The 21,871-nt window shown below is 50.1% G+C and carries 24 protein-coding genes; 11 read left to right on the forward strand and 13 right to left on the reverse strand.

Annotated elements, in window-relative coordinates:
- Positions 1-12: 12 nt before the first annotated feature.
- From NA986_RS18085 to NA986_RS18100, 4 genes are all read right to left on the reverse strand, one after another.
- Complete coding sequence (locus NA986_RS18085; RefSeq protein ID WP_001670820.1) at positions 13-279, reverse strand: hypothetical protein; 267 nt, start codon at positions 277-279, stop codon at positions 13-15.
- A gap of 388 nt (positions 280-667) precedes the next feature.
- On the reverse strand, positions 668-1,348 hold the full coding sequence (gene pipA / locus NA986_RS18090) for a type III secretion system effector protease PipA (protein ID WP_000938180.1): 681 nt from the start codon (positions 1,346-1,348) through the stop codon (positions 668-670).
- A 222-nt stretch (positions 1,349-1,570) separates the two neighbouring features.
- Positions 1,571-2,446, reverse strand: coding sequence for an SPI-2 type III secretion system effector PipB (gene pipB / locus NA986_RS18095; protein ID WP_023216400.1), 876 nt, complete (start codon positions 2,444-2,446; stop codon positions 1,571-1,573).
- Positions 2,447-2,835: 389 nt separating this feature from the next.
- Positions 2,836-3,060 (reverse strand): PagK family vesicle-borne virulence factor, encoded by a 225-nt coding sequence (locus NA986_RS18100; RefSeq protein ID WP_109138299.1) that lies wholly within the window; start codon positions 3,058-3,060, stop codon positions 2,836-2,838.
- Between the two features lie 35 nt (positions 3,061-3,095).
- Between NA986_RS18100 and NA986_RS18105 the strand changes: the two genes are divergently transcribed.
- Positions 3,096-3,464 carry a hypothetical protein gene (locus NA986_RS18105; protein WP_077957233.1) on the forward strand — a complete coding sequence of 123 codons (369 nt, stop codon included), beginning with the start codon at positions 3,096-3,098 and terminating at the stop codon, positions 3,462-3,464.
- On the opposite strand, the gene sigE is transcribed toward NA986_RS18105, so the two are convergent.
- Positions 3,424-3,765: a type III secretion system chaperone SigE gene (sigE, locus tag NA986_RS18110; RefSeq protein ID WP_023216401.1), complete on the reverse strand. Its 342-nt coding sequence runs from the start codon at positions 3,763-3,765 to the stop codon at positions 3,424-3,426. The genes NA986_RS18105 and sigE overlap by 41 nt on opposite strands.
- 16 nt (positions 3,766-3,781) lie before the next feature.
- Positions 3,782-5,467 carry an SPI-1 type III secretion system effector inositol phosphate phosphatase SopB gene (gene sopB / locus NA986_RS18115; RefSeq protein ID WP_023216402.1) on the reverse strand — a complete coding sequence of 562 codons (1,686 nt, stop codon included), beginning with the start codon at positions 5,465-5,467 and terminating at the stop codon, positions 3,782-3,784.
- A gap of 332 nt (positions 5,468-5,799) precedes the next feature.
- Here sopB and NA986_RS18120 point away from each other — a divergent pair, with 332 nt between their 5' ends.
- Positions 5,800-5,970 carry a YlcI/YnfO family protein gene (locus NA986_RS18120; RefSeq protein WP_001111006.1) on the forward strand — a complete coding sequence of 57 codons (171 nt, stop codon included), beginning with the start codon at positions 5,800-5,802 and terminating at the stop codon, positions 5,968-5,970.
- On the opposite strand, the gene NA986_RS18125 is transcribed toward NA986_RS18120, so the two are convergent.
- The 4 genes from NA986_RS18125 to hprR form a co-directional block, all read right to left on the reverse strand.
- Positions 5,944-6,081, reverse strand: a complete 138-nt coding sequence (locus tag NA986_RS18125) for a hypothetical protein (RefSeq protein WP_023181920.1) — start codon at positions 6,079-6,081, stop codon at positions 5,944-5,946. The two genes, NA986_RS18120 and NA986_RS18125, sit on opposite strands and share 27 nt — an antisense overlap.
- 108 nt (positions 6,082-6,189) lie before the next feature.
- On the reverse strand, positions 6,190-7,659 hold the full coding sequence (locus tag NA986_RS18130) for a C69 family dipeptidase (protein ID WP_000760235.1): 1,470 nt from the start codon (positions 7,657-7,659) through the stop codon (positions 6,190-6,192).
- A 172-nt stretch (positions 7,660-7,831) separates the two neighbouring features.
- A complete protein-coding gene (locus NA986_RS18135; RefSeq protein WP_023216403.1) occupies positions 7,832-9,196 on the reverse strand; it encodes a heavy metal sensor histidine kinase in 1,365 nt (454 codons plus the stop codon).
- Positions 9,189-9,869 carry a response regulator transcription factor HprR gene (hprR, locus tag NA986_RS18140; RefSeq protein ID WP_000698207.1) on the reverse strand — a complete coding sequence of 227 codons (681 nt, stop codon included), beginning with the start codon at positions 9,867-9,869 and terminating at the stop codon, positions 9,189-9,191. The genes NA986_RS18135 and hprR overlap by 8 nt, the downstream gene beginning before the upstream one ends.
- A 135-nt stretch (positions 9,870-10,004) precedes the next feature.
- On the opposite strand from hprR, the gene hiuH reads away from it, so the two are divergent.
- A complete protein-coding gene (gene hiuH, locus NA986_RS18145; RefSeq protein WP_000833182.1) occupies positions 10,005-10,415 on the forward strand; it encodes a hydroxyisourate hydrolase in 411 nt (136 codons plus the stop codon).
- Positions 10,416-10,747: 332 nt separating this feature from the next.
- Here the strand turns inward: hiuH and NA986_RS18150 are convergent, their stop codons facing one another.
- From NA986_RS18150 to hpaR, 3 genes are all read right to left on the reverse strand, one after another.
- Positions 10,748-11,260: a 4-hydroxyphenylacetate 3-monooxygenase reductase subunit gene (locus tag NA986_RS18150; protein ID WP_001195556.1), complete on the reverse strand. Its 513-nt coding sequence runs from the start codon at positions 11,258-11,260 to the stop codon at positions 10,748-10,750.
- A 17-nt stretch (positions 11,261-11,277) separates the two neighbouring features.
- The gene (gene hpaB / locus NA986_RS18155) at positions 11,278-12,840 is read right to left on the reverse strand and encodes a 4-hydroxyphenylacetate 3-monooxygenase, oxygenase component (RefSeq protein ID WP_000801496.1); all 1,563 of its coding nucleotides are present in this window, start codon (positions 12,838-12,840) and stop codon (positions 11,278-11,280) included.
- A gap of 217 nt (positions 12,841-13,057) precedes the next feature.
- Positions 13,058-13,498, reverse strand: a complete 441-nt coding sequence (gene hpaR / locus NA986_RS18160; protein ID WP_000543921.1) for a homoprotocatechuate degradation operon regulator HpaR — start codon at positions 13,496-13,498, stop codon at positions 13,058-13,060.
- Positions 13,499-13,772: 274 nt separating this feature from the next.
- Between hpaR and hpaG the strand changes: the two genes are divergently transcribed.
- The 8 genes from hpaG (at position 13,773) to hpaA (ending at position 21,870) form a co-directional block, all read left to right on the forward strand.
- Positions 13,773-15,062, forward strand: a complete 1,290-nt coding sequence (gene hpaG, locus NA986_RS18165; protein WP_023216404.1) for a 4-hydroxyphenylacetate degradation bifunctional isomerase/decarboxylase — start codon at positions 13,773-13,775, stop codon at positions 15,060-15,062.
- Positions 15,059-16,525 (forward strand): 5-carboxymethyl-2-hydroxymuconate semialdehyde dehydrogenase, encoded by a 1,467-nt coding sequence (gene hpaE / locus NA986_RS18170; RefSeq protein ID WP_000723524.1) that lies wholly within the window; start codon positions 15,059-15,061, stop codon positions 16,523-16,525. The genes hpaG and hpaE overlap by 4 nt, the downstream gene beginning before the upstream one ends.
- Position 16,526: 1 nt before the next feature.
- The gene (gene hpaD / locus NA986_RS18175; RefSeq protein ID WP_000516978.1) at positions 16,527-17,378 is read left to right on the forward strand and encodes a 3,4-dihydroxyphenylacetate 2,3-dioxygenase; all 852 of its coding nucleotides are present in this window, start codon (positions 16,527-16,529) and stop codon (positions 17,376-17,378) included.
- Positions 17,379-17,386: 8 nt separating this feature from the next.
- The gene (locus NA986_RS18180; protein WP_001119852.1) at positions 17,387-17,767 is read left to right on the forward strand and encodes a 5-carboxymethyl-2-hydroxymuconate Delta-isomerase; all 381 of its coding nucleotides are present in this window, start codon (positions 17,387-17,389) and stop codon (positions 17,765-17,767) included.
- A gap of 143 nt (positions 17,768-17,910) precedes the next feature.
- The gene (gene hpaH, locus NA986_RS18185; protein WP_000884795.1) at positions 17,911-18,714 is read left to right on the forward strand and encodes a 2-oxo-hept-4-ene-1,7-dioate hydratase; all 804 of its coding nucleotides are present in this window, start codon (positions 17,911-17,913) and stop codon (positions 18,712-18,714) included.
- Positions 18,715-18,724: 10 nt separating this feature from the next.
- Complete coding sequence (hpaI, locus tag NA986_RS18190) at positions 18,725-19,516, forward strand: 4-hydroxy-2-oxoheptanedioate aldolase (protein ID WP_023216405.1); 792 nt, start codon at positions 18,725-18,727, stop codon at positions 19,514-19,516.
- 71 nt (positions 19,517-19,587) lie between these two features.
- The gene (hpaX, locus tag NA986_RS18195; protein ID WP_001285806.1) at positions 19,588-20,964 is read left to right on the forward strand and encodes a 4-hydroxyphenylacetate permease; all 1,377 of its coding nucleotides are present in this window, start codon (positions 19,588-19,590) and stop codon (positions 20,962-20,964) included.
- Between the two features lie 9 nt (positions 20,965-20,973).
- Positions 20,974-21,870: a 4-hydroxyphenylacetate catabolism regulatory protein HpaA gene (gene hpaA, locus NA986_RS18200; protein WP_000336602.1), complete on the forward strand. Its 897-nt coding sequence runs from the start codon at positions 20,974-20,976 to the stop codon at positions 21,868-21,870.
- The last annotated feature ends 1 nt before the right edge of the window (position 21,871 follow it).

Raw genomic sequence — 21,871 nt, forward strand, 5'->3', positions numbered from 1 at the left:
AAAACGCGTCAGCTACTGGAGAAGACTACCTGAACTTCGATCTATTCCTGCATCCATATAGTTGATGGCCTTCTGGAGTTCTTCGATTAGGGCAACAGCTTTTGCTCGAGAGATGCATATTAGTTGATCCGGAAATTCTTGTAAGGGCCAGTTTGGTATACAGTCCATGTTATCTGTAAATGAGGTGGATAGATAGACCTCGTTCGTGAGAAGTGAATAGCTCACTTCAAAATCTGTCAGTTCAGGAACGCTGCTGACGTTGGAATCTTTACTGGTCATATAGTTATCCGATACTGTTTTTTTGTACAGTTTATTATTCGATGGTTGTGTAAGTGTAGTCAAGTGGATATGCCTAACTGGAAAGAATATTGTTTGTTTGATAGGAGCTAACTTTTTGTTTTTGCTGAATGTTGAAATAAAGTAGTATTCTTTCTATTTACTATAACTACATGATAATAAATGAATTTTTTCCGGTCTTGAAAACCGGCGACCCGAAAGGGTTCCAGAGTTCGAATCTCTGCGCTTCCGCCAGATTAAACAAGGGGTTACCGAAAGGTAGCCCCTTTGTTTTTTTGGTGCTTAGAATATAGTTAGAAAATACTGTTAGAATATTTCCCGAAAAAACGGACTACGCGAGTCTTTAGTTTCTTTTCGTTTCCCGATGTGTCTATTTATTGAAGATGTAGACCATTCTGGGAGGTGAAGGATGCCCCATCTCTTTCAGAATAATGTTGGTATATTCGACAACAGGGCCTCTTGGATGATTTTCTTCTTTATCCTGAAGATGGGTCAGTGCATGTACAACTTCATGAATAAATGAACGTTTTGTGTCAAAAAGTTGTGGTCCTTCGTTACTTTCATAATGTTCGGTATATGAATCATCAGAATCGTCCAGATTGAGACAAATAACTTTCCTGCCTTCTGAAAGTTTGAAGTGTTCCTGAGCCACGGTAGTTTCAAAGGCTTCGCCTGCCCCCAGTAGCCAGCGCTGCTCCACATCATGTAGTTCTTTTTCATATGCGTAATTCATCAGTCTGCGGAATGTTTCGCTTTGGGTATACGCATTTTGAAGTACGGAGGATAGTTCATCGTAGCATTCGTCATAAGTGTCGTCATCAATTTCTGTATCAGGGTCTATTCCACCCGCGCCTGAGATAAGGTACTCCACCACACACTCTGGCTCCAGACGGAATTCACTGTTTATGGCAAGGCTGTCATGAGCAAGGCGTAGCCGTGAGGGGTTTGGTGCATGTTCGGGAATATCGGGGAAAACAGGTGTATCTGCGGTATTTAATCCATATGTGGATACTCCGCTTTGAGGTATTAATCTGTAGGTGACCGGAAGCATAACTTCTTATTTCCTGACTACAATTATGAATTATTTAAATTAAACAATAATAGTGTTTTTAGTTAATGTGCCACATACAGATAACGCTATGATTCAGACAAAGCCAACAAGTAATACGCTGAAAATGTTACTTATAATGAAACTTAGGGGCGGGGTTTATTTAATAAAACAAGGGGGGCTTCTGTTTGAATACTTCTTGTTTATAAAATCCCTTTATCTCGACTAAAATATCGGATGGGGGAAAAGAGTTTCATCATTGTAATCCGGGAGTGGAGTAGGGGTATGTTGACTACCTGTCAGATCGGCTCCTGTTAATGCTTTCGCTAAAGTTAGAGCTATCTTATCTAATTTTGCACCATTTAATTTGGTGTCAGTTAAGTCTGAGCCGAATAGAATTGCAGCGGTTAAGTTTACACCGGACATGTTAGCGCAAGTCAGGTCTGCGTGAGTCAGGTTTGCTTTAGTCATGTTTGAACCCATTAGATTTACAGCGTGTAGATTTGCACAACACAAAATTGCACCAACTAAATTTACATTAGAAAGATTTGTTTCACGGAAATCTGCATCAGAAGCATCTATTTCTGACAAATCTTCCCCCTGGAAATCTTTATAAGCCAGGTTTACTCCGCGCAGGTTCAGAAAACCATCCTCGGTTATAAGTGAATCAGGCTGTTGTATATTATGTTTACTCATCAGCTTTAACATTCGACATACATTCCAAAATCTCTCACTATCAACGTTATCCATTACAGTTTTTCCATTTTTGTTCACTTCAATAATGACCATGGGATCCGTATTTTCGGATGCTGCTCCACATGACAGACATATAGTACACCCGTTGACATCCTCCAGAAATATTTTATTACCATCGAAGAACGCATCTTTATTTACATATAATAATGATGTGGTCAGTTTTCCAATTACCTCCCGAAAGCATCTTTCATTGCTTCTTCTTACTCCACCACAGGTAAAAAAATTGACAAGCCATTCAAGTACACCGCGTGGTGAAGTTGCACTTTTCATTGCTTCTTTCGTACCGGTACCGGCCGCATGCAAATATCTTAATATATTTTCTGGGGACGCGTTAGTTATTGGCATTTTGATTCCTTCTTATGGAAGTGAGTCGATTCCTTATAGGTGTGAGTCAAGTCACATTTATACAAGGAATAATAAAAAAAGATATAAGGTGATTTTTGTATTTAGAGCTTTGGTTGAGTATGAGTAGGTGTCTGGCATCTGACAAGAGGCGATGATTTCTGCCATAACGGTGAAGCAGAAGTACTGTCGGGGTCGTTACAATCACCAGCTTAGATATAGAACGCACTAGCTGCGCCTGTAAGTCAGTAATATGATGTTGTAAAAAATCAGGCTGACGTTAATAAAACACGCCAGCCTGAAGTCATATTCAGTTCATCAGGAACTGATGAAACATAATGATCAGAAATACTCTCAGTTCTGATATGGTTGTTATAGCTTTCTGTAAAAAATTAACAACCACATACTTGACACCAAAAATCTGGTTTCTCTATATCTGATGGCCAGTTGTCACACCAGGGTGGGCGAATCAATGCTTCGGGGTCTGGTGGCCAGCCACGGGAGGCGTGTTTTGTATTATCTGGTGGTGGAGGGGAATCACTGGCAGCCATCGCCGATGCCGAAAAGGCTGTAGCCGACAACACCAGAAGCAATGGTAAAAATATACGATGTCTCATAATATCACCCGTGAATAATCAGATTATCCTTGCTATTGGCTTCCTTCATTTCCAGCATAACTCACGCTTCATCATTATTGAACAAACAATTGAGTTTGTTGAACGAAAATTTACTTAAAGAAAAAATAATAAGCACTAATATTTTTTGCAGTATTTCAACTTATAGCAGAATAAATGCGCGTAGATGGCGTAAAAACCTGATGAGCAGGAATACTTACACACTAAAAATGCTCCCGCAAACAGAGCAAAATGAGAGAGAGGAACGTTTGCCCCTTACATTTCCACCAAAGATTCTGGCCTTGTCTCTTGTAAAGGGCATACGTATTGCGTTTTATCTCATTAAAAAAGCATGTGACGTGTTAATTATGCATAACGCTCTTTTAATTGCTTCACGTTTGAAATGAATAATTCAAAACCAGTGAGCGCCTCTTCTTCGGTACTGGTTTGCGGCAAGCGATAAAGCGCCACTAAAGCAGTATTGTCTGCGTCAGCGCCGATAGTGACGGTGCGGGCGTAGTTAAGACGTAAAAAATGCTGCAAAGTTAGAGTGTCGTCAGGCAATGGCATAAAGGGACAGCACATTTCCAGTGTATGATCGGATTCATTAAAATAAACCTGTATTCCATCATCAATGATGAGCAGTGGCTCATCTTCTGGCGCATCCAGGCCTAACGCGGCATATAAACGATTTAATAGACTTTCCATATAGTTACCTCAAGACTCAAGATGTGATTAATGAAGAAATGCCTTTTACTGACTGCCAAATATTTTCATCCCCAATTCGTTTTTGATAGGAAAGATTGAGCACCTCTGGCGATAAATTTTTCAGTACTTTGTTTCCCGCCCCGCCCGTATTTTGTTTCTGAATCTCCAGGTTGCCACTATTCAGTAATACTTTTTGGAAAATTTTCTGTCCACCGCTATCCGGAAGACTGCCAGGCGCATTTAACATATGGGTCTGATGTAAGGAAATGATCTCTCGCTTGATTTCTGAATCCATCATCCCTGTACGATCTTTGCCGCTTTTACAATTCCAGGCGGGCACCGCGTCAATTTCATGGGCTAACATGGCAAGGCGTTGTGCGAGTTTATAGGGTTCGCCGCCATCTTTATGATGTTGGTTATTTTTCCAGATATCCTTAATCTGGCGTGCTAATGTATTGACGACCTCATAATTATCCGGGTATTGCGCCAGCCATTCGCCAACCCAGCCACCTGGTCTGGCTTCAGGGCGTAAATCATTGCCTAATAACTGATGTAGCGCTTCGGCATTATATCTATCAGATGCCTTAAGGCCAAAGCCGAGCTTGAGCGTCAGCTCATTAACACCCATATTAAATGCGGCGACGTCCGGTTTTATTTTTACCGTCTGTAGATCGCCATCTTTATTGCGGATTTTTAAATGAATCATTTTTCCCGGCTGGGTCAACGATTGCCATGCGCGCATTTGATCCTCGACCATCGTTCCCTCTTTGCCGAAAATATTCGACGCGGTGAGTAACCCGACGGATACCAGTTTCAGGCTTACCGCTTCGCCCGCTAAGGCTCTGTTAAGCAACTCAGGTTTACTAAAAAGTGCCGCAGTTAATACTTCTTTGGCTTTGTTTTCAGCGCCGACCTGACGCAGAAGCGGATCTTTTTCATGATAGGGGGAAAGCACGCCATGACGTATCCCGCAAAAAAGCGTTTTATCTTTACCGTCCTCATGCACACTCACCGTGGACATCCACAAATTATTGGCGTGATGAATATTTTTGGTATCCCAACTGCATACGCCCTTTCCCTGATAAGCACTGGGAAAGATATCTTTTGCGCCGATTTTCATCTCTGCGGCAGGGAGCTGCGTGTTGGTATAGTGATGCCCGTTATGCGTGAGTGTATGTTTTATGGTTTGCCAGGGCTGGTTATTAAGCTGCTTGACCTGAGCATCTCTAAACGCTACTGCCGCAAAGCGATGAGCTTCTTTTGCAGGTAAGCCATTTTGCTGCTGAGTGCGTGCTGCAATAAGTTCGATAAGATTTTTCTTCAATGCTTTTGCCGCGGCTTCTTCTTGTTTTGTTGCTGGCCGGTCCGCTTTAACTTTGGCTAACTCCATTTGGTTTGCCATTGACGTTAGAACCGGGTCTTGTTTACCCAGAACGGTTGCCGCGACGGTAAGAAGATCGCGCTGTAAGTTATAGAGGTTATGCAGCGAGTGGTTAGACGTCTTCTGATGCTGTAGATAATTCCCCCATGTCGCGCCGGGTTCTCGCAGGACAATAATTTCCGGGCGAACGTCGGGCGCTTTAGCCGGCGCTTTGCCCTGGCCTGAGAGAATCTGCATTCCGTTGTATAAGGTTTTTTGTAGGCTTTTAAAAGCCTCCTGGGTTTTTAGTGAAGCTGAGTGATAGAAGCTCTGTATTTGCATAGCGTTTTTAATATTCCTGAATAGGGGAGTGGGAACATTCAACAGGGTTAACAACCCTTTAAAAGGATGTGACTTTTATGCACCAGGAACTTTAAAAAAATGTCCTTTTTAATGAGGAAACGCTTCTGATCAGGCGGGGAGGCATCCTGACGTCCATACGTAGTGGCGATCATGGGGGGAGATCGGTACATCAAATGTTCATAAAATCTACAAACCTCACAATTTATGGCACAACTTTTATTGAAAACCCACCTTCTTGACTCAGATCAAATTCACCGATTTACTCCTGCGTAAAGTAACGGCGTTACATCAAATGTTATACAGGTGTGTGTATGCCAGCAAAGCCCCGGACAAGTAAGACCGTGACGAAGAATATTCGTTTTTCCTATTCCATGCTTGAACAGATAGAATTCGCGTTGAAATCTGAAAAGACGCGGAATTTTTCAGCATGGGTAAAAGAGGCCTGTCGGGAAAAGTTATGTAACACGGGACATAAGCTGTAGTTGTCGTTTTATGTGAGAGGAGGCGGCCATTTTGAAAAGAACAACGTGCTTATATACCTCCTGGGTTTTTGCCGCTTTTGTCTCTCTGCTGATATTTGCCTGGAGTGTCATAAACTATCCTCTCTATGAATCCATAATAATTATTGTCTTTTATATCTGGCTAATTTTGGTGCCGCTTTATCTTATTGTGTATGAGTGGCTAATAGATTGTCATTGAATTTATGGTTGCGTACTTGAAAAGTGATATTTCATATCTGTGCGGTAAGTCATTGTCGTAATAATATTATTGGTCAGGCGACGGGCGAGCGTTTGCGCATTTTGCATCGTTTTATCTTCAAAATTTTGCAGTAAGCGTTGCGCTTCTTTCGGATGCGACGCATATAATCTCAGATAGCTCTGCTCCATCTTATACTGCTGCTTAGCTGTTTGCTGTTCAAATGTTTTCCAGGCGTGTTGCACATCTGGCGCAAACGCATTGTAGTCCTGCATAACCAGCGTTTGCAGCGTGCGGAATGTCCAGTAGGTAGAGTCGTTGCTCGCCCGATCGGTTCCTTTATCATCTCCGGGTTGATAATGACGCATTCCCTGATAATAGGGGAGATAGACGCTAAGAGATGGCATTCCATAGGCGATGTATTCTACGTTACCGATAGCCTGCGGTAATTTCGGTCTGACCTGTAAAATATGTGACTCCTGGGTACGAAAAACGGATATGGGTCGCCATGGTTCTTGTGGGTTATGACTGGCATAAGGGTCGTGCGACGTTCCCTGATAGTGATTGCGTAACGCGTTTTTTACTGCCGCTACGCTAATTTTCGTTATTGGCGTTAAAAAAACAGGAAATGTTTCCCCTTCGCTAACGACCGTATCCAGATGCGGATTAAACTGATGTTGTAGCGTCCAGACGCGCGGATAATTATAGGTGGTATCGTTTTTGTTATCCTGCGAATAGGCTTGATGAAAGTCGAATTCGCCGCGGGCCGGATCATATAATCCCTGCTTTTTCGCAAAGCTTACTAACGTTGGTGACGCCATATAATTCGCGTTATCATTCGGATCGTAATGGCGTAAACGTCCCTGATTGGCGGAAACGAAATAGCTATCTGCCGGAAGTCGTACTGCCAGCCATTGATGACCGCTTCCCGTCTCCAGATACCATATCTCTTTGCTATCAATAAACGCGACGCCGAAACCTTCGCCCGCGCCTTTTTGTTCAATAATGTCTCCCAGTAATTTGGCGCCCTGACGCGCCGATTGCGCCACTGGCAGGATCACGGACTCAATGGCGTCTTCCGTGATTCCCGTTTTTGTCACGTAAGGATCGGCAGCCAGCGCCGCTCTGCCGTTATAAATGGTTTCCGTTGCGCTCATTCCGACGCCCGCCGAATTGAAACCGGCTTCACCCATGGCGTTATCGTTAGTATCAAAGTCATGAATTGCCGTATAGCGCATCGCTGTCTCCGGAAGCGGCCAGCTAAAATTGTTCCGATGTGCTTTATACTCGCCTTGTTGATGAAACGCGACGGGATGAATAACCTTATGCTTGGCGTTATTTGCCGAGCCATCTTCGTTGCGCGCGATAATGAAGGAGCCGTCAGCCGAAGCCTGATTGCCTACCAAAAGGGTAGTACAGGCGATGACTTTACCCATACCCAGCAGCGTAACGGCGAATGCAAGATACTTTTTCATAAAGGTTCCCACTGAATAACGCGTTATGGGATGAATTGACCCTGGATTGGAAACCGAGAAAGTGATCGAGCCAGCAATATTCTTTGCCGGCATCCTTTATTTTCTTTTTATTGAGGTTGTATTGATAACCACAGACCTGTGGCAGGGAAGGGAAACAGAACCTGTCCTGACCTTAGCTATCACCGCTATCAGGCAGACGAACCGAAAAGATATTATGTTCATCGGCATAGCGGTAAGATGCCGAGCCACCGTGTAATAGAGCAATCGCGTTAACCAACGATAGCCCCAGGCCGAAACCGGCAGTGTGGCGGGCATTATCTCCTCGCCAAAAACGCCGGAAAAGCTTATCCGCATCGGCGGGGTGGCTGCCCGGATTAGCGACCCGAATTTCTGCAACGTTATCATCATAAGCGCTTTCAATACGTATCACGGCGTTTTCATCAGAATAACGGATGGCATTCGTCAGCAGGTTTGAGAGCACTCTTTGTAATAATATTTCGTCAGCCCATACCGTTCCCTGACATTGATTTATAAAACAGATGCGCTTCTCCTCGGCAAGGGGGCTAAGATAATCCAGCATATTTTCGACCAGCGCATTGAGCGAAACAGGCTGTTTTTTTACCGCTATATTCTGGTGCTCCGCGCGTGCCAGAAAGAGAATATTTTCTGTCAGTCGCGACAGTCCCTCCAGCTCTTCAATATTATCGACAAGGGCTTGTTGATACTCTTCGGCGCTGCGTTCCTGACTCAGCATCACCTGATTCTTCCCCAGTAAAATATTAACCGGCGTGCGCAGCTCATGCGCCAGATCGTCGGCAAATTGGTTCAGGCGTTCAAAATCGTCGGAAAGCTTCTGGCGCATAGTATTTAGCGCTTGTCCAAGCGGCCTGAGCTCGACGGGTAACGCCTGTTCCGCCAACGGCTGGCGAAGTGTGCCGCTATCTGTCGCCGCGGTGAGTCGGCTGAGCGACGTAATGGCCCGCAGCCCGTTTCTGATGACTAATGGACTGAGCGCCGAACAGACGAGGATCGCGATAAGGCTCATCAGCAAACTGTTGCGGCGATATTGCGCCAGCATTTGCCGCCTTTCCGTCGCCAGCCTGGCAATAGTAAGGGTCAGCGGGTCATCGCCGCTTCTGGCGTTTACTCGTACCGCGGTCAGTTCCGTGCCTTGTACCGCCTGGCGAAATAAGGTTTCGCGGGTGATGTTTTTAGCCAGCGGAATCTCGTTAAAGCGTTGGTCGGGGATGCCGCTATGATTAATCGCAACATTGTGGCCTGTTGCTGAATGGATCAATAAGATGTCCTGCTTCGTATCCACCATCCGATTGAAATAGAGCGGCAGATTTTCCGGCCTGGCGCCATCCAGTAACAGTTGCTGCATTTGCGCCGCCCGATTTATTAGCGTCATATCATCCCGATACGTTAATTCTTTGCTCAGCGCGTTATAGAGCGTCCAGCTAATGCCGGTACAGGCGAGGATAAGGATGGCGATAAAAGAAATTGTCAGGCGCAGCGTCATTGATAACTTAACCATTCTGCGACGTTTCCGCCTGTAATCGATAACCCATCCCCCGGACGGTCATAATGAGCTTCTTTTCAAATGGATCGTCTACTTTGGCGCGCAGCCGACGAATCGCGACATCAACGGTGTTGGTTTCACTATCAAAGTTAATTCCCCAAACTTCGCTGGCGATCGCGGTTCGGGGCACGATTTCTCCTGCCCGGGACGCCAGTAACCAGAGGAGCAGGAATTCTTTGCGGGTCAGGGAAATCGGTTTGCCATTTCGTGACACCGATTGCTTTGTGGCATCCATGTCCAGACCATTGATCGTCAGTCGGGTAAAGACCGGGACGTGCTGTCTGAGTTGAGCTCTCACCCGGGCCAGCAGTTCGGCGAAGGAAAAAGGCTTAACAAGGTAATCATTAGCGCCCGCCTCAAGACCTTTGACGCGATCCTCAACCGAGTCGCGCGCCGTCAGGCAAATAACAGGGGACTGATGCGCAGTGCGTAACGCGCGTAAAACCTGCCATCCATCAAGCCCCGGCAGCATAATATCAAGAATAATCAATGAATAATGTTCCTGAAGGGCCAGGTGTAATCCGTCTCGTCCATCACAGGCATAATCAACCACATAGCCTGCTTCCGTGAGTCCCTGACGTACCCACTCAATGGTTTTCTGGTTATCTTCAATCAATAAAATCTTCATCAACGCAGTATGCCATAGGCTTGGTAGCGAATCCGTAAATCTCCAACAAGATGACATAATTGTCATGTCCGTGTAAGGTTAATCCTGGACGCGCCAGATATATTTTCCTGCATCAATACCGTAAAGGAGTGAAGCATGAAACGATATATACTGGCTACCGCGATAGCATCTCTTGTTGCAGCCCCGGCAATGGCGCTGGCCGCTGGCAACAATATTCTCAGCGTACATATTCTTGATCAGCAAACAGGCAAACCGGCGCCCGGCGTGGAGGTGGTACTGGAGCAGAAAAAGGATAACGGATGGACGCAATTAAACACCGGGCATACCGACCAGGATGGACGTATTAAAGCACTGTGGCCCGAAAAAGCTGCCGCGCCGGGGGATTATCGCGTTATTTTTAAAACCGGCCAGTATTTTGAAAGTAAAAAACTGGATACGTTTTTCCCGGAGATTCCCGTCGAGTTTCATATCAGCAAAACGAATGAGCACTATCATGTGCCGCTGTTATTAAGTCAGTATGGTTATTCAACCTATCGCGGGAGCTAATTTAGAGCCTATCCCATTAGGGTTATTTTACTTGCCATTTTGGTCCTGGGCAGTGCTCGCCAAAACGCGTTAGCGTTTTGAACGCCGCTAGCGGCGGCCCGAAGGGCGAGCGTAGCGAGTCAAACCTCACGTACTACGTGTACGCTCCGGTTTTTGCGCGCTGTCCGTGTCCAAACTGGCTGCGCCAATAACGCCTGGTGGGACAGGCTCTTAGATTGTATTAATCGCCGCGATTTATGGCGAGCAAACATCGCGGCGGGAATAAAAATCTTCAGCGTATCGACTCTTCTCCCACAAGCGGTGGTTATCCCGCTTGTGGGCATGAGTGACGGTTAAACAGGCGCTTCCATCTCAAGTCTGACCGGATGAAAACGGCGTTTGAAATAAATCAGGCCATGCCCATCCTGGCTAAGAATAATATTTTTGATCGCCACCAGATACACCAGATGCGTGCCAATGGTTTGTACCTCGCTGATCTCGCCTTCGAGACCGGCCAGCGCGCCGTTAAGTACCGGCTGGCCCAGCGGCCCGTTTTGCCAACATGGCTGGTGAAAACGCTCCTCCATCGCCATCCCCGTCATACCGGCAAAGTGGCGCGCCATCAGCTCCTGCTCATGGTTAAGTACATTAATGCACAGCCTGCCGTTGCCCTGAAAAACGGGGTTCATGGCGCTATTGGCATTAATACATACCATCACGGAGGGCGGCGTATCGGTGACGGAGCAGACCGCTGTTGCGGTGATACCGCAGCGTCCGGCGTGACCCGCCGTGGTTACGATGTTGACCGCTGCCGCCAGACTTGCCATCGCATCGCGAAAACGCAGACGTTGTTCATCTACTTGCATGAGAACCTCCTGCCGCGTTATTTCAGCAGCTTATCCAGTTGATTGATGTCGTCGTTATTGTGCAAATGCGAAACCGTCCAGCCATTCTGATCGTATTCGGAGAGGCAGCGATCGACCATTGCCATCATCTTATCCATATTGCCGGAGCTCTGGGCCTGACGCAGGCACTGCAGACGAATTTCATCCTGGCTGCCCGAGTAGTTAATCTCGTACAGCTCATGGCGACCGCCAAACTCGCTGCCGATGGCATCCCACATCAATTTAAGAATTTTGATACGTTCAACATGGTCCATTCCGTTAGAGCCGCGTACGTATTTCGCCAGGTACTGGTCGATTTGCGGATTATTCAGATCGCGGGCGCTGGAAGGCAGGTAAATCAGGCCGCTGGTAACGTTACGTTCAATAATATTTTTAATTTTCGCGTAGGCCATTGGGGCCATGACACGATAGGTTTGCAGCGCGGCGTGGTCCGGTAGCCAGGCGCCGTTTACCCACGGGGTTGCTTCAGAACACATAGAATCGCTCAATGCCCAGAACATATTGCGCCAGGCCACGACTTCGCCGAGATCGGCCTGCACGCCCCGGAACTCTACGGTACCCGTACATTCGAGCGATTTTTTCAGCAGCGCGGTAATGAAATCAAGTTTAACCGCCAGACGAACACAGGCTTGCAGTGGATACATACGGGCAAAGCCGCCTTCCATCGTCCAGCGACGGCAACGATCGAAATCACGGTAAATCAACACGTTTTCCCACGGGATCAACACCTTGTCCATCACCAGAATGGCATCGTTTTCATCAAAGCGGCTGGAGAGTGGATAATCAAACGGCGAGCCCGTCGCGCCCGCGACCATTTCATACGAGGCGCGTGAAATAAGTTTTACGCCTTCGGCATCCATTGGCGCGACAAACATCAGAGCAAAATCCGGGTTTTCGCCCATCACCTGGGCTGAGCCGAAACCAATCATGTTGTAGTGAGTCAGGGCGGAGTTAGTGGCGACGACTTTCGCCCCGCTGACAATAATCCCGGCGTCCGTCTCTTTCTCCAGCTTGATATAGACGTCTTTCACTTCGTCGGCAGGTTTGTGGCGGTCAATGGGCGGGTTGACGATTGCATGGTTAAAGTACAGGCCGGTCTCCTGAATACGGGTGTACCAGTTGCGGGCGTTCTGCTCAAACTGGCCGTAGAAGGCTGGGTTAGCGCCCAGAGCGCAACCAAAGGCGGCTTTGTAATCCGGTGTGCGTCCCATCCAGCCGTAACTCAGGCGTGACCACTCGGCGATAGCATCACGCTGTTGGCGCAGATCGTCTGCGCTTTTCGCCACGCGGAAAAATTTATGCGTATAACCGCCGCTGCCGGTATCGGTATTCCAGCACAGGGTATCTTGCATCGACGGTTTATGTAATGCGTCATACAGTTGTGCGACAGAGGCTGCGGCATTGCGGAATGCCGGATGTGTCGTAACATCTTTAACGCGTTCGCCGTAAATATAAATTTCCCGCCCGTCCTGCAGGCTTTTTAAATACTCTTCGCCCGTTAACGGACGCTTGTTATCAGTACGAAAATCTTCAGGTTTCATTGCGGCCTCTTCCTCGTTAATCGGAATGTTTTGTTAATAATATGTTTCTTATTTGTTGTTTAATTGAATAGGCAGAAGCGTAAACTGTGAAGAGACTTTCAGGACAACGGCGGGTACTTTTCAGATGAACGTCGAAGAAGAAGAGTAAAATGCGATCGCCGTCAACGTTGTAAGCGGGAGGGGATTCCCGTGTCGGCGGCGTGGGAAGGAAAGAATACTATGCTTCCGCTTCGCTATCAGGATGCTGGCGCCCCAGGGCAATAAGATCATCCAGCAGCAGCATCAATTGCTGTGTTTTTTCGGGCGTGAAATCGGCCTCAATTTTTCGATAAGCCTCTTCTACCTCGCTCCGGGCACGGGCGTACAACGTTTGTCCCTGCTCCGTCAACATGACATATAACTTACGCTGATCGTTAACCGGCTTGAGTCGCAACACCAGTCCGTCTCGCTCCATGCGCGTCAATATTCCGGTCAGACTTGGACGCAAAATACAGGTACGAAAGGCCAGCTCGTGAAAATCCATAGAGGGGCTATCGGCCAGGATTCGCACAATGCGCCATTGCTGGTCGGTCAGATTGTGGCTTTTAACGATGGGGCGGAAATAGGTCATTGCCGCTTCGCGCGCCTGAAGCAGGGCGATGGTTAATGAATCATGCATAAGCGTTTCTCTTTTGCAGAATTATTAATACCTGAATAATCGTGTTTACCGATGTGAGCTATGACATCTGTTTTATGTCCAAAGTTTAACAGAAACAAGGGGTTTTATTTAACTATTTGATATGTATGTATTTAATAATAATTTTGTGAAAATATTGTTAATCACATCACAAATACTTTACTTCAGCTTGCTAAATGTACAGCGAAAGCATAAATCTAATCATTAATATATTAATGAAATCACAGCCCGTTAAATCGGCCTGAGGAGTTTATGTATGAAGGGTACTGTTTTCGCCGTTGCGTTAAACCATCGCAGCCAGCTTGATGCCTGGCAAGAGGCTTTCTCTCAGCCTCCCTATAATGCGCCGCCTAAAACCGCAGTGTGGTTCATCAAGCCGCGTAATACGGTGATTCGTCACGGCGCCCCCATTCCTTATCCGCAGGGAGAAAAGGTACTGAGCGGCGCGACAGTGGCGCTCATTGTGGGGAAAACCGCCAGCCGGATACGCCCTGAAGCGGCGGCGGACTATATCGCCGGGTATGCGCTGGCTAACGAGGTCAGCCTGCCGGAAGAGAGCTTTTATCGCCCGGCGATTAAAGCGAAATGTCGTGATGGCTTTTGCCCGCTGGGTGAAATGGCGCCGCTGAGTGATGTGGATAACCTCACCATTATCACGGAAATCAACGGACGAGAAGCGGACCACTGGAATACTGCTGATTTACAGCGTAGCGCCGCACAACTGCTTAGCGCGTTAAGTGAGTTCGCTACGCTTAACCCTGGCGATGCGATCTTACTCGGTACGCCGCAGAATCGCGTTGCGCTGCGTCCCGGCGATCGGGTGCGTATTCTGGCGAAAGGTTTACCCGCTCTGGAAAATCCGGTTGTCGCAGAAGATGAATTCGCCCGCCACCAGACTTTTACGTGGCCGCTGTCAGCGACGGGTACGTTATTTGCGTTGGGGTTGAACTACGCCGATCACGCCAGCGAGCTGGCATTTACGCCGCCGAAAGAGCCGCTGGTATTTATCAAAGCGCCAAACACCTTTACCGAACATCACCAAACGTCGGTGCGCCCGAACAACGTCGAATATATGCACTACGAAGCCGAACTGGTCGTGGTGATTGGCAAAACGGCGCGTAAGGTGAGCGAAGCCGAAGCCATGGAGTATGTGGCCGGTTACACCGTCTGTAACGACTACGCGATCCGCGACTATCTGGAAAACTACTACCGTCCGAATCTGCGGGTAAAAAGCCGCGACGGCCTGACGCCGATAGGCCCGTGGATTGTGGATAAAGAGGCGGTTTCTGATCCGCACAACCTGACGTTACGCACCTTTGTCAACGGTGAGCTGCGGCAGGAAGGGACGACCGCCGATCTGATCTTCAGCATCCCGTTCCTGATTTCTTATCTGAGCGAATTTATGACGTTGCAACCGGGCGACATGATTGCCACCGGTACGCCGAAAGGGCTGTCCGATGTGGTGCCGGGGGATGAAGTTATCGTTGAAGTAGAAGGCGTGGGTCGCCTGGTTAACCGAATCGTCAGTGAGGAGAGCGCAAAATGAAGAAAATAAATCATTGGATTAACGGCAAAAACGTTGCAGGTAACGACTACTTCCAGACCACTAACCCGGCGACCGGTGATGTGCTGGCGGAAGTAGCCTCCGGCGGTGAAGCAGAAGTGAACCAGGCTGTCGCGGCGGCAAAAGAGGCGTTCCCGAAATGGGCCAACCTGCCGATGAAAGAGCGCGCGCGCCTGATGCGCCGCCTTGGGGACCTGATTGACCAGCATGTGCCGGAAATCGCGGCGATGGAAACCGCCGACACCGGCCTGCCTATTCACCAGACTAAAAACGTGCTGATCCCGCGCGCCTCGCATAACTTCGAATTCTTCGCCGAAGTGTGCCAGCAGATGAACGGCAAGACCTACCCGGTTGACGATAAAATGCTCAATTATACGCTGGTGCAGCCCGTCGGCGTCTGCGCGCTGGTGTCGCCGTGGAACGTGCCGTTTATGACCGCGACCTGGAAAGTTGCGCCGTGCCTGGCGCTGGGTAACACCGCGGTGCTCAAAATGTCCGAGCTGTCGCCGCTGACTGCTGACAGGCTGGGCGAGCTGGCGCTGGAGGCAGGAATTCCGGCAGGGGTGCTGAACGTGGTGCAGGGCTATGGCGCGACGGCGGGCGATGCGCTGGTACGCCACCATGACGTGCGTGCGGTGTCGTTTACCGGCGGTACTGCCACCGGTCGCAATATCATGAAAAATGCCGGCCTGAAAAAATACTCGATGGAGCTGGGCGGTAAATCGCCGGTGCTGATTTTTGAAGATGCCGACATTGAGCGCGCGCTGGACGCCGCGCTGTTCACCATCTTCTCGATCAACGGCGAACGCTGCACCGCCGGGTCGCGCATCTTTATCCAGCAGAGCATTTACCCTGAGTTCGTGAAGCGCTTTGCCGAACGCGCGAATCGCCTGCGTGTCGGCGATCCGACCGACCCGAACACCCAGGTCGGCGCGCTGATTAGCCAACAGCACTGGGAAAAAGTCTCCGGTTATATCCGCCTCGGCATTGAAGAGGGCGCAACGCTGCTGGCGGGCGGTGCGGAAAAACCCACTGACCTGCCTGCGCATCTGAAAGGCGGTAACTTCCTGCGCCCAACCGTGCTGGCCGATGTCGACAACCGTATGCGCGTCGCGCAGGAAGAGATCTTTGGGCCAGTCGCCTGTCTGCTGCCATTCAAAGACGAAGCGGAAGGGTTACGTTTGGCGAACGACGTGGAATACGGTCTGGCCTCTTATATCTGGACCCAGGACGTGAGCAAAGTGTTGCGCCTGGCGCGTGGGATTGAAGCCGGCATGGTCTTCGTCAACACCCAGAACGTCCGCGACCTGCGCCAGCCGTTCGGCGGCGTGAAAGCCTCCGGTACCGGGCGCGAAGGCGGCGAATATAGCTTCGAAGTGTTTGCGGAAATGAAAAACGTCTGCATCTCAATGGGCGACCATCCTATCCCAAAATGGGGAGTTTGATATGGGCAAGTTAGCGTTAGCAGCAAAAATTACCCACGTGCCGTCGATGTATCTTTCTGAACTGCCGGGAAAAAATCACGGTTGTCGTCAGGCAGCCATTGATGGGCATATTGAAATTGGCAAGCGTTGCCGCGAAATGGGCGTTGACACCATTATCGTATTCGACACCCACTGGCTGGTGAATAGCGCTTACCACATTAATTGTGCCGACCATTTCCAGGGCGTCTATACCAGCAACGAATTGCCGCACTTTATTCGCGACATGACCTATGACTATGACGGTAATCCGGAGCTCGGTCACCTGATCGCCGACGAGGCGGTCAAACTGGGCGTGCGCGCTAAAGCGCATAACATCCCGAGCCTGAAGCTGGAGTATGGCACGCTGGTGCCGATGCGCTACATGAACAGCGACAAGCACTTCAAAGTGGTCTCCATCTCGGCGTTCTGCACTGTGCATGATTTTGCCGACAGCCGCAGACTGGGCGAAGCCATTCTCAAGGCGATTGAGAAATATGACGGTACCGTAGCGGTATTCGCCAGTGGTTCTCTGTCGCACCGTTTTATTGACGACCAACGGGCGGAAGAGGGGATGAACAGCTACACCCGCGAGTTCGATCATCAAATGGACGAGCGCGTGGTCAAGCTGTGGCGCGAAGGCAAATTCAAGGAGTTTTGCACCATGTTGCCGGAGTACGCCGACTACTGCTACGGCGAAGGCAACATGCACGACACGGTCATGCTGCTGGGAATGCTGGGTTGGGACAAATACGACGGCAAGGTGGAGTTCATCACCGATCTGTTCGCCAGCTCCGGTACCGGCCAGGTGAACGCTGTTTTCCCGCTGCCTGCGTAAGGGGGGTTATGCCGCACTTTATTGCTGAATGTACTGAAAATATTCGCGAGCAGGCTGATTTACCCGGCCTGTTCAGCAAGGTAAACGAGGCGCTGGCCGCCACCGGAATTTTCCCCATCGGCGGTATCCGCAGTCGCGCCCACTGGCTGGATACCTGGCAGATGGCTGACGGTAAGCATGATTACGCGTTTGTGCATATGACGCTGAAAATCGGCGCCGGGCGCAGCCTGGAGAGCCGTCAGGAAGTCGGCGAAATGCTGTTTGGGCTGATTAAAGCCCACTTCGCCGACCTGATGGAGAACCGCTATCTGGCGCTGTCGTTTGAGATTGCCGAGCTACATCCGACGCTCAATTACAAACAAAACAACGTACACGCGTTATTTAAATAGCACACTCTTTCGCCCGGTGGCGCTGCGCTGACCGGGTCTACAAAAAAACGATGCACGAAGCAATACCGAACCGTAGGCCGGGTAAGACGCACCCGCGTCGCTACCCGGCGCAGCAGCACCGAATGACGTAACAGGAAGCAACTATGCTCGATAAACAGACCCATACCCTGATCGCCCAGCGACTTAATCAGGCTGAAAAACAGCGTGAACAGATTCGCGCAGTGTCGCTGGATTATCCCAACATCACTATTGAAGATGCCTATGCCGTACAGCGCGAATGGGTCAATATCAAAATTGCCGAAGGGCGCACGCTCAAAGGCCACAAAATCGGCCTGACCTCAAAAGCGATGCAGGCCAGTTCGCAAATCAGCGAACCGGATTACGGCGCGCTGCTTGACGATATGTTCTTCCATGACGGCGGCGATATCCCCACCGACCGTTTTATCGTCCCGCGTATTGAAGTGGAGCTGGCGTTCGTGCTGGCGAAACCGCTGCGCGGCCCTCACTGCACGCTGTTCGACGTCTACAACGCCACGGATTATGTGATTCCGGCGCTGGAACTGATTGACGCCCGCAGCCACAACATCGACCCGGAAACCCAGCGCCCGCGCAAAGTGTTCGACACCATTTCCGACAACGCCGCCAACGCCGGGGTGATCCTCGGTGGTCGTCCCATCAAACCAGACGAGCTGGATCTGCGCTGGATCTCCGCGCTGCTCTATCGCAACGGCGTGATCGAAGAAACCGGCGTCGCCGCAGGCGTGCTGAATCATCCGGCCAACGGCGTGGCGTGGCTGGCGAACAAGCTTGCCCCCTACGATGTCCAGCTTGAAGCCGGGCAGATCATCCTCGGCGGCTCGTTCACCCGCCCGGTGCCGGCGCGCAAGGGCGACACTTTCCATGTCGACTACGGCAACATGGGCGCGATCAGTTGCCGGTTTGTGTAAGGAAAAAACGATGAAAAATGCTTTCAAAGACGCGTTAAAAGCGGGGCGTCCGCAAATCGGTTTGTGGCTGGGGCTTGCCAACAGTTACAGCGCTGAACTGTTAGCGGGCGCCGGCTTCGACTGGCTACTGATTGACGGTGAACACGCGCCAAACAACGTGCAGACGGTGTTGACCCAGTTGCAGGCGATTGCGCCTTATCCCAGCCAGCCGGTGGTGCGTCCGTCATGGAACGATCCGGTACAGATTAAGCAACTGCTCGACGTCGGCGCGCAAACGCTGCTGATACCGATGGTGCAGAATGCCGATGAAGCGCGAAACGCCGTGGCGGCTACGCGTTATCCGCCTGCCGGTATTCGCGGCGTGGGCAGCGCGCTGGCGCGGGCATCGCGCTGGAACCGCATTCCGGAGTATCTCCACCTGGCCAACGACGCCATGTGCGTACTGGTGCAGATTGAAACGCGTGAGGCGATGAGCAATCTGGCGTCAATTCTCGACGTGGATGGCATTGACGGCGTGTTTATTGGTCCGGCGGACCTCAGCGCCGATATGGGCTTTGCCGGCAATCCGCAGCACCCGGAAGTGCAGGCGGCGATTGAGAACGCCATCGTGCAGATACGCGCGGCGGGGAAAGCGCCGGGGATTCTGATGGCCAATGAAGCACTGGCGAAACGTTATCTGGAACTGGGGGCGCTATTTGTCGCCGTCGGCGTTGACACCACGCTGCTGGCGCGCGGCGCGGAGGCGCTGGCGGCGCGCTTTGGCGCAGAAAAAAAACTGTCCGGTGCGTCCGGCGTCTATTAAGCCTGGCCCGGTAAGCGTAGCGCTACCGGGCAACCGTAGTACCCTACAAAATTCCCATCAGAGGAAAAAAAATGAGCGACACATCATCTGCACTTCCGGAAAGCCCCGAGTCTGTCAGTTCGCGCAACGCGCTCAGCACGGGTCAACAAACCGTCATAAATAAACTGTTCCGCCGACTGATCGTATTTTTATTCGTGTTGTTTATCTTCTCGTTTTTAGACCGTATCAACATCGGTTTTGCCGGGTTGACGATGGGGCAGGATCTGGGGTTAAGCGCCACCATGTTTGGCCTTGCCACGACGCTGTTTTACGCCACCTACGTCATTTTCGGCATTCCCAGCAACGTGATGTTGAGCATCGTCGGTGCCCGCCGCTGGATTGCGACCATTATGGTGCTATGGGGCATTGCATCTACCGCCACGATGTTCGCGGTGGGACCGAAAAGCCTGTATGTGCTGCGAATGCTGGTGGGCATTACCGAAGCGGGCTTTTTGCCAGGAATATTGCTCTATTTAACCTACTGGTTCCCGGCATTTTTCCGCGCCCGCGCCAACGCATTATTTATGATTGCCATGCCGGCCACTACCGCGTTGGGGTCGATTGTCTCCGGCTATATTTTATCGCTGGACGGCATATTTAATCTGCATGGATGGCAGTGGTTATTCCTGCTGGAGGGATTTCCGTCAGTTTTGTTAGGCATTATGGTCTGGTTTTACCTGGATGATACCCCGGCAAAAGCCAAATGGCTGACGGCAGAGGATAAAAAATGTTTGCAGGAGATGATGGATAATGACCGCCTGACGCTGGTTCAGCCGGAGGGGGCCATCAGCCATAACGCCATGCAGCAGCGTAGTCTGTGGCGCGAAGTATTCACGCCAATTGTACTGATGTATACGCTGGCCTATTTTTGCCTTACCAATACGCTTAGCGCCATTAGTATCTGGACGCCGCAAATCCTGAAAAGTTTTAATGAAGGCAGCAGCAATATCACCATCGGCCTGCTGGCGGCGATCCCGCAGATTTGTACTATTCTGGGCATGATTTACTGGAGCCGCCATTCGGACAAGCATCAGGAGCGTAAACATCACACGGCGTTGCCGTTCCTGTTTGCCGCCGCGGGCTGGCTGCTGGCGTCGGCGACCGACCATAACCTGATCCAGCTCCTGGGGATCGTGATGGCATCCACGGGTTCCTTTAGCGCGATGGCGATCTTCTGGACCACGCCGGATCAGTCGATCAGTTTACGCGCCAGGGCGATAGGCATTGCGGTCATCAATGCCACCGGCAATATTGGCTCCGCACTTAGCCCGTTTATGATTGGCTGGCTAAAAGATATCACCGGTAGCTTCAATAGCGGACTCTGGTTTGTCGCTTCTCTGTTAGTCGTCGGCGCCGCCATTATCTGGCTCATTCCCATGAAAGCATCGCGTCCGCGCGCCACCCCTTGAGGAGAAACTATGTGCCAACGTGCGATCGCCAATATTGATATCAGCAAAGAGTATGACGAAAGCATGGGCAGTAACGATGTGCATTATCAGTCGTTTGCTCGTATGGCGGATTTCTTTGGTCGTGATATGCAGGCGCATCGCCACGACCAGTTTTTTCAAATGCACTTTCTTGATACCGGGCAGATTGAGCTACAGCTCGACGATCATCGCTATTCGGTGCAGGCGCCGCTATTTGTGCTTACGCCGCCCTCGGTGCCGCATGCTTTTATTACCGAATCGGATAGCGATGGTCATGTTCTGACGGTACGCGAAGAGCTGGTTTGGCCGCTGCTGGAAGTGCTTTATCCCGGCACCAGAGAGGCCTTCGGCCTGCCGGGAATCTGTCTGTCGCTGGCGGATAAACCCAACGAGCTGGCGGCGCTCAAACATTACTGGCAGCTAATTGAGCGGGAGTCCACGGAACAACTGGCTGGCTGCGAACATACCCTGGTGCTACTGGCGCAGGCGGTATTTACCTTGCTGTTGCGTAATGCGAAGCTGGACGATCACGCCGCAACCGGGATGCGCGGTGAACTGAAACTTTTTCAGCGCTTTACCCTGTTAATTGACAACCACTTCCATCAGCACTGGACGGTGCCCGATTATGCCTGCGAGCTGCATATTACCGAATCTCGTTTGACCGATATTTGCCGACGTTTTGCTAATCGCCCGCCTAAACGCCTGATTTTTGATCGGCAATTACGCGAGGCGAAACGACTGCTGCTTTTTTCCGACAATGCTGTCAACGAGATCGCCTGGCAATTAGGTTTTAAAGATCCGGCTTATTTCGCCCGTTTCTTTAATCGCCTTGCTGGCTGTTCTCCTTCGCAGTTTCGCCAACGTGAAGTTCCCTCTTTTCTCAACTAAG

The sequence above is a fragment of the Salmonella sp. NW177 genome (assembly GCF_051811585.1).
Lineage (GTDB): Bacteria > Pseudomonadota > Gammaproteobacteria > Enterobacterales > Enterobacteriaceae > Salmonella > Salmonella enterica.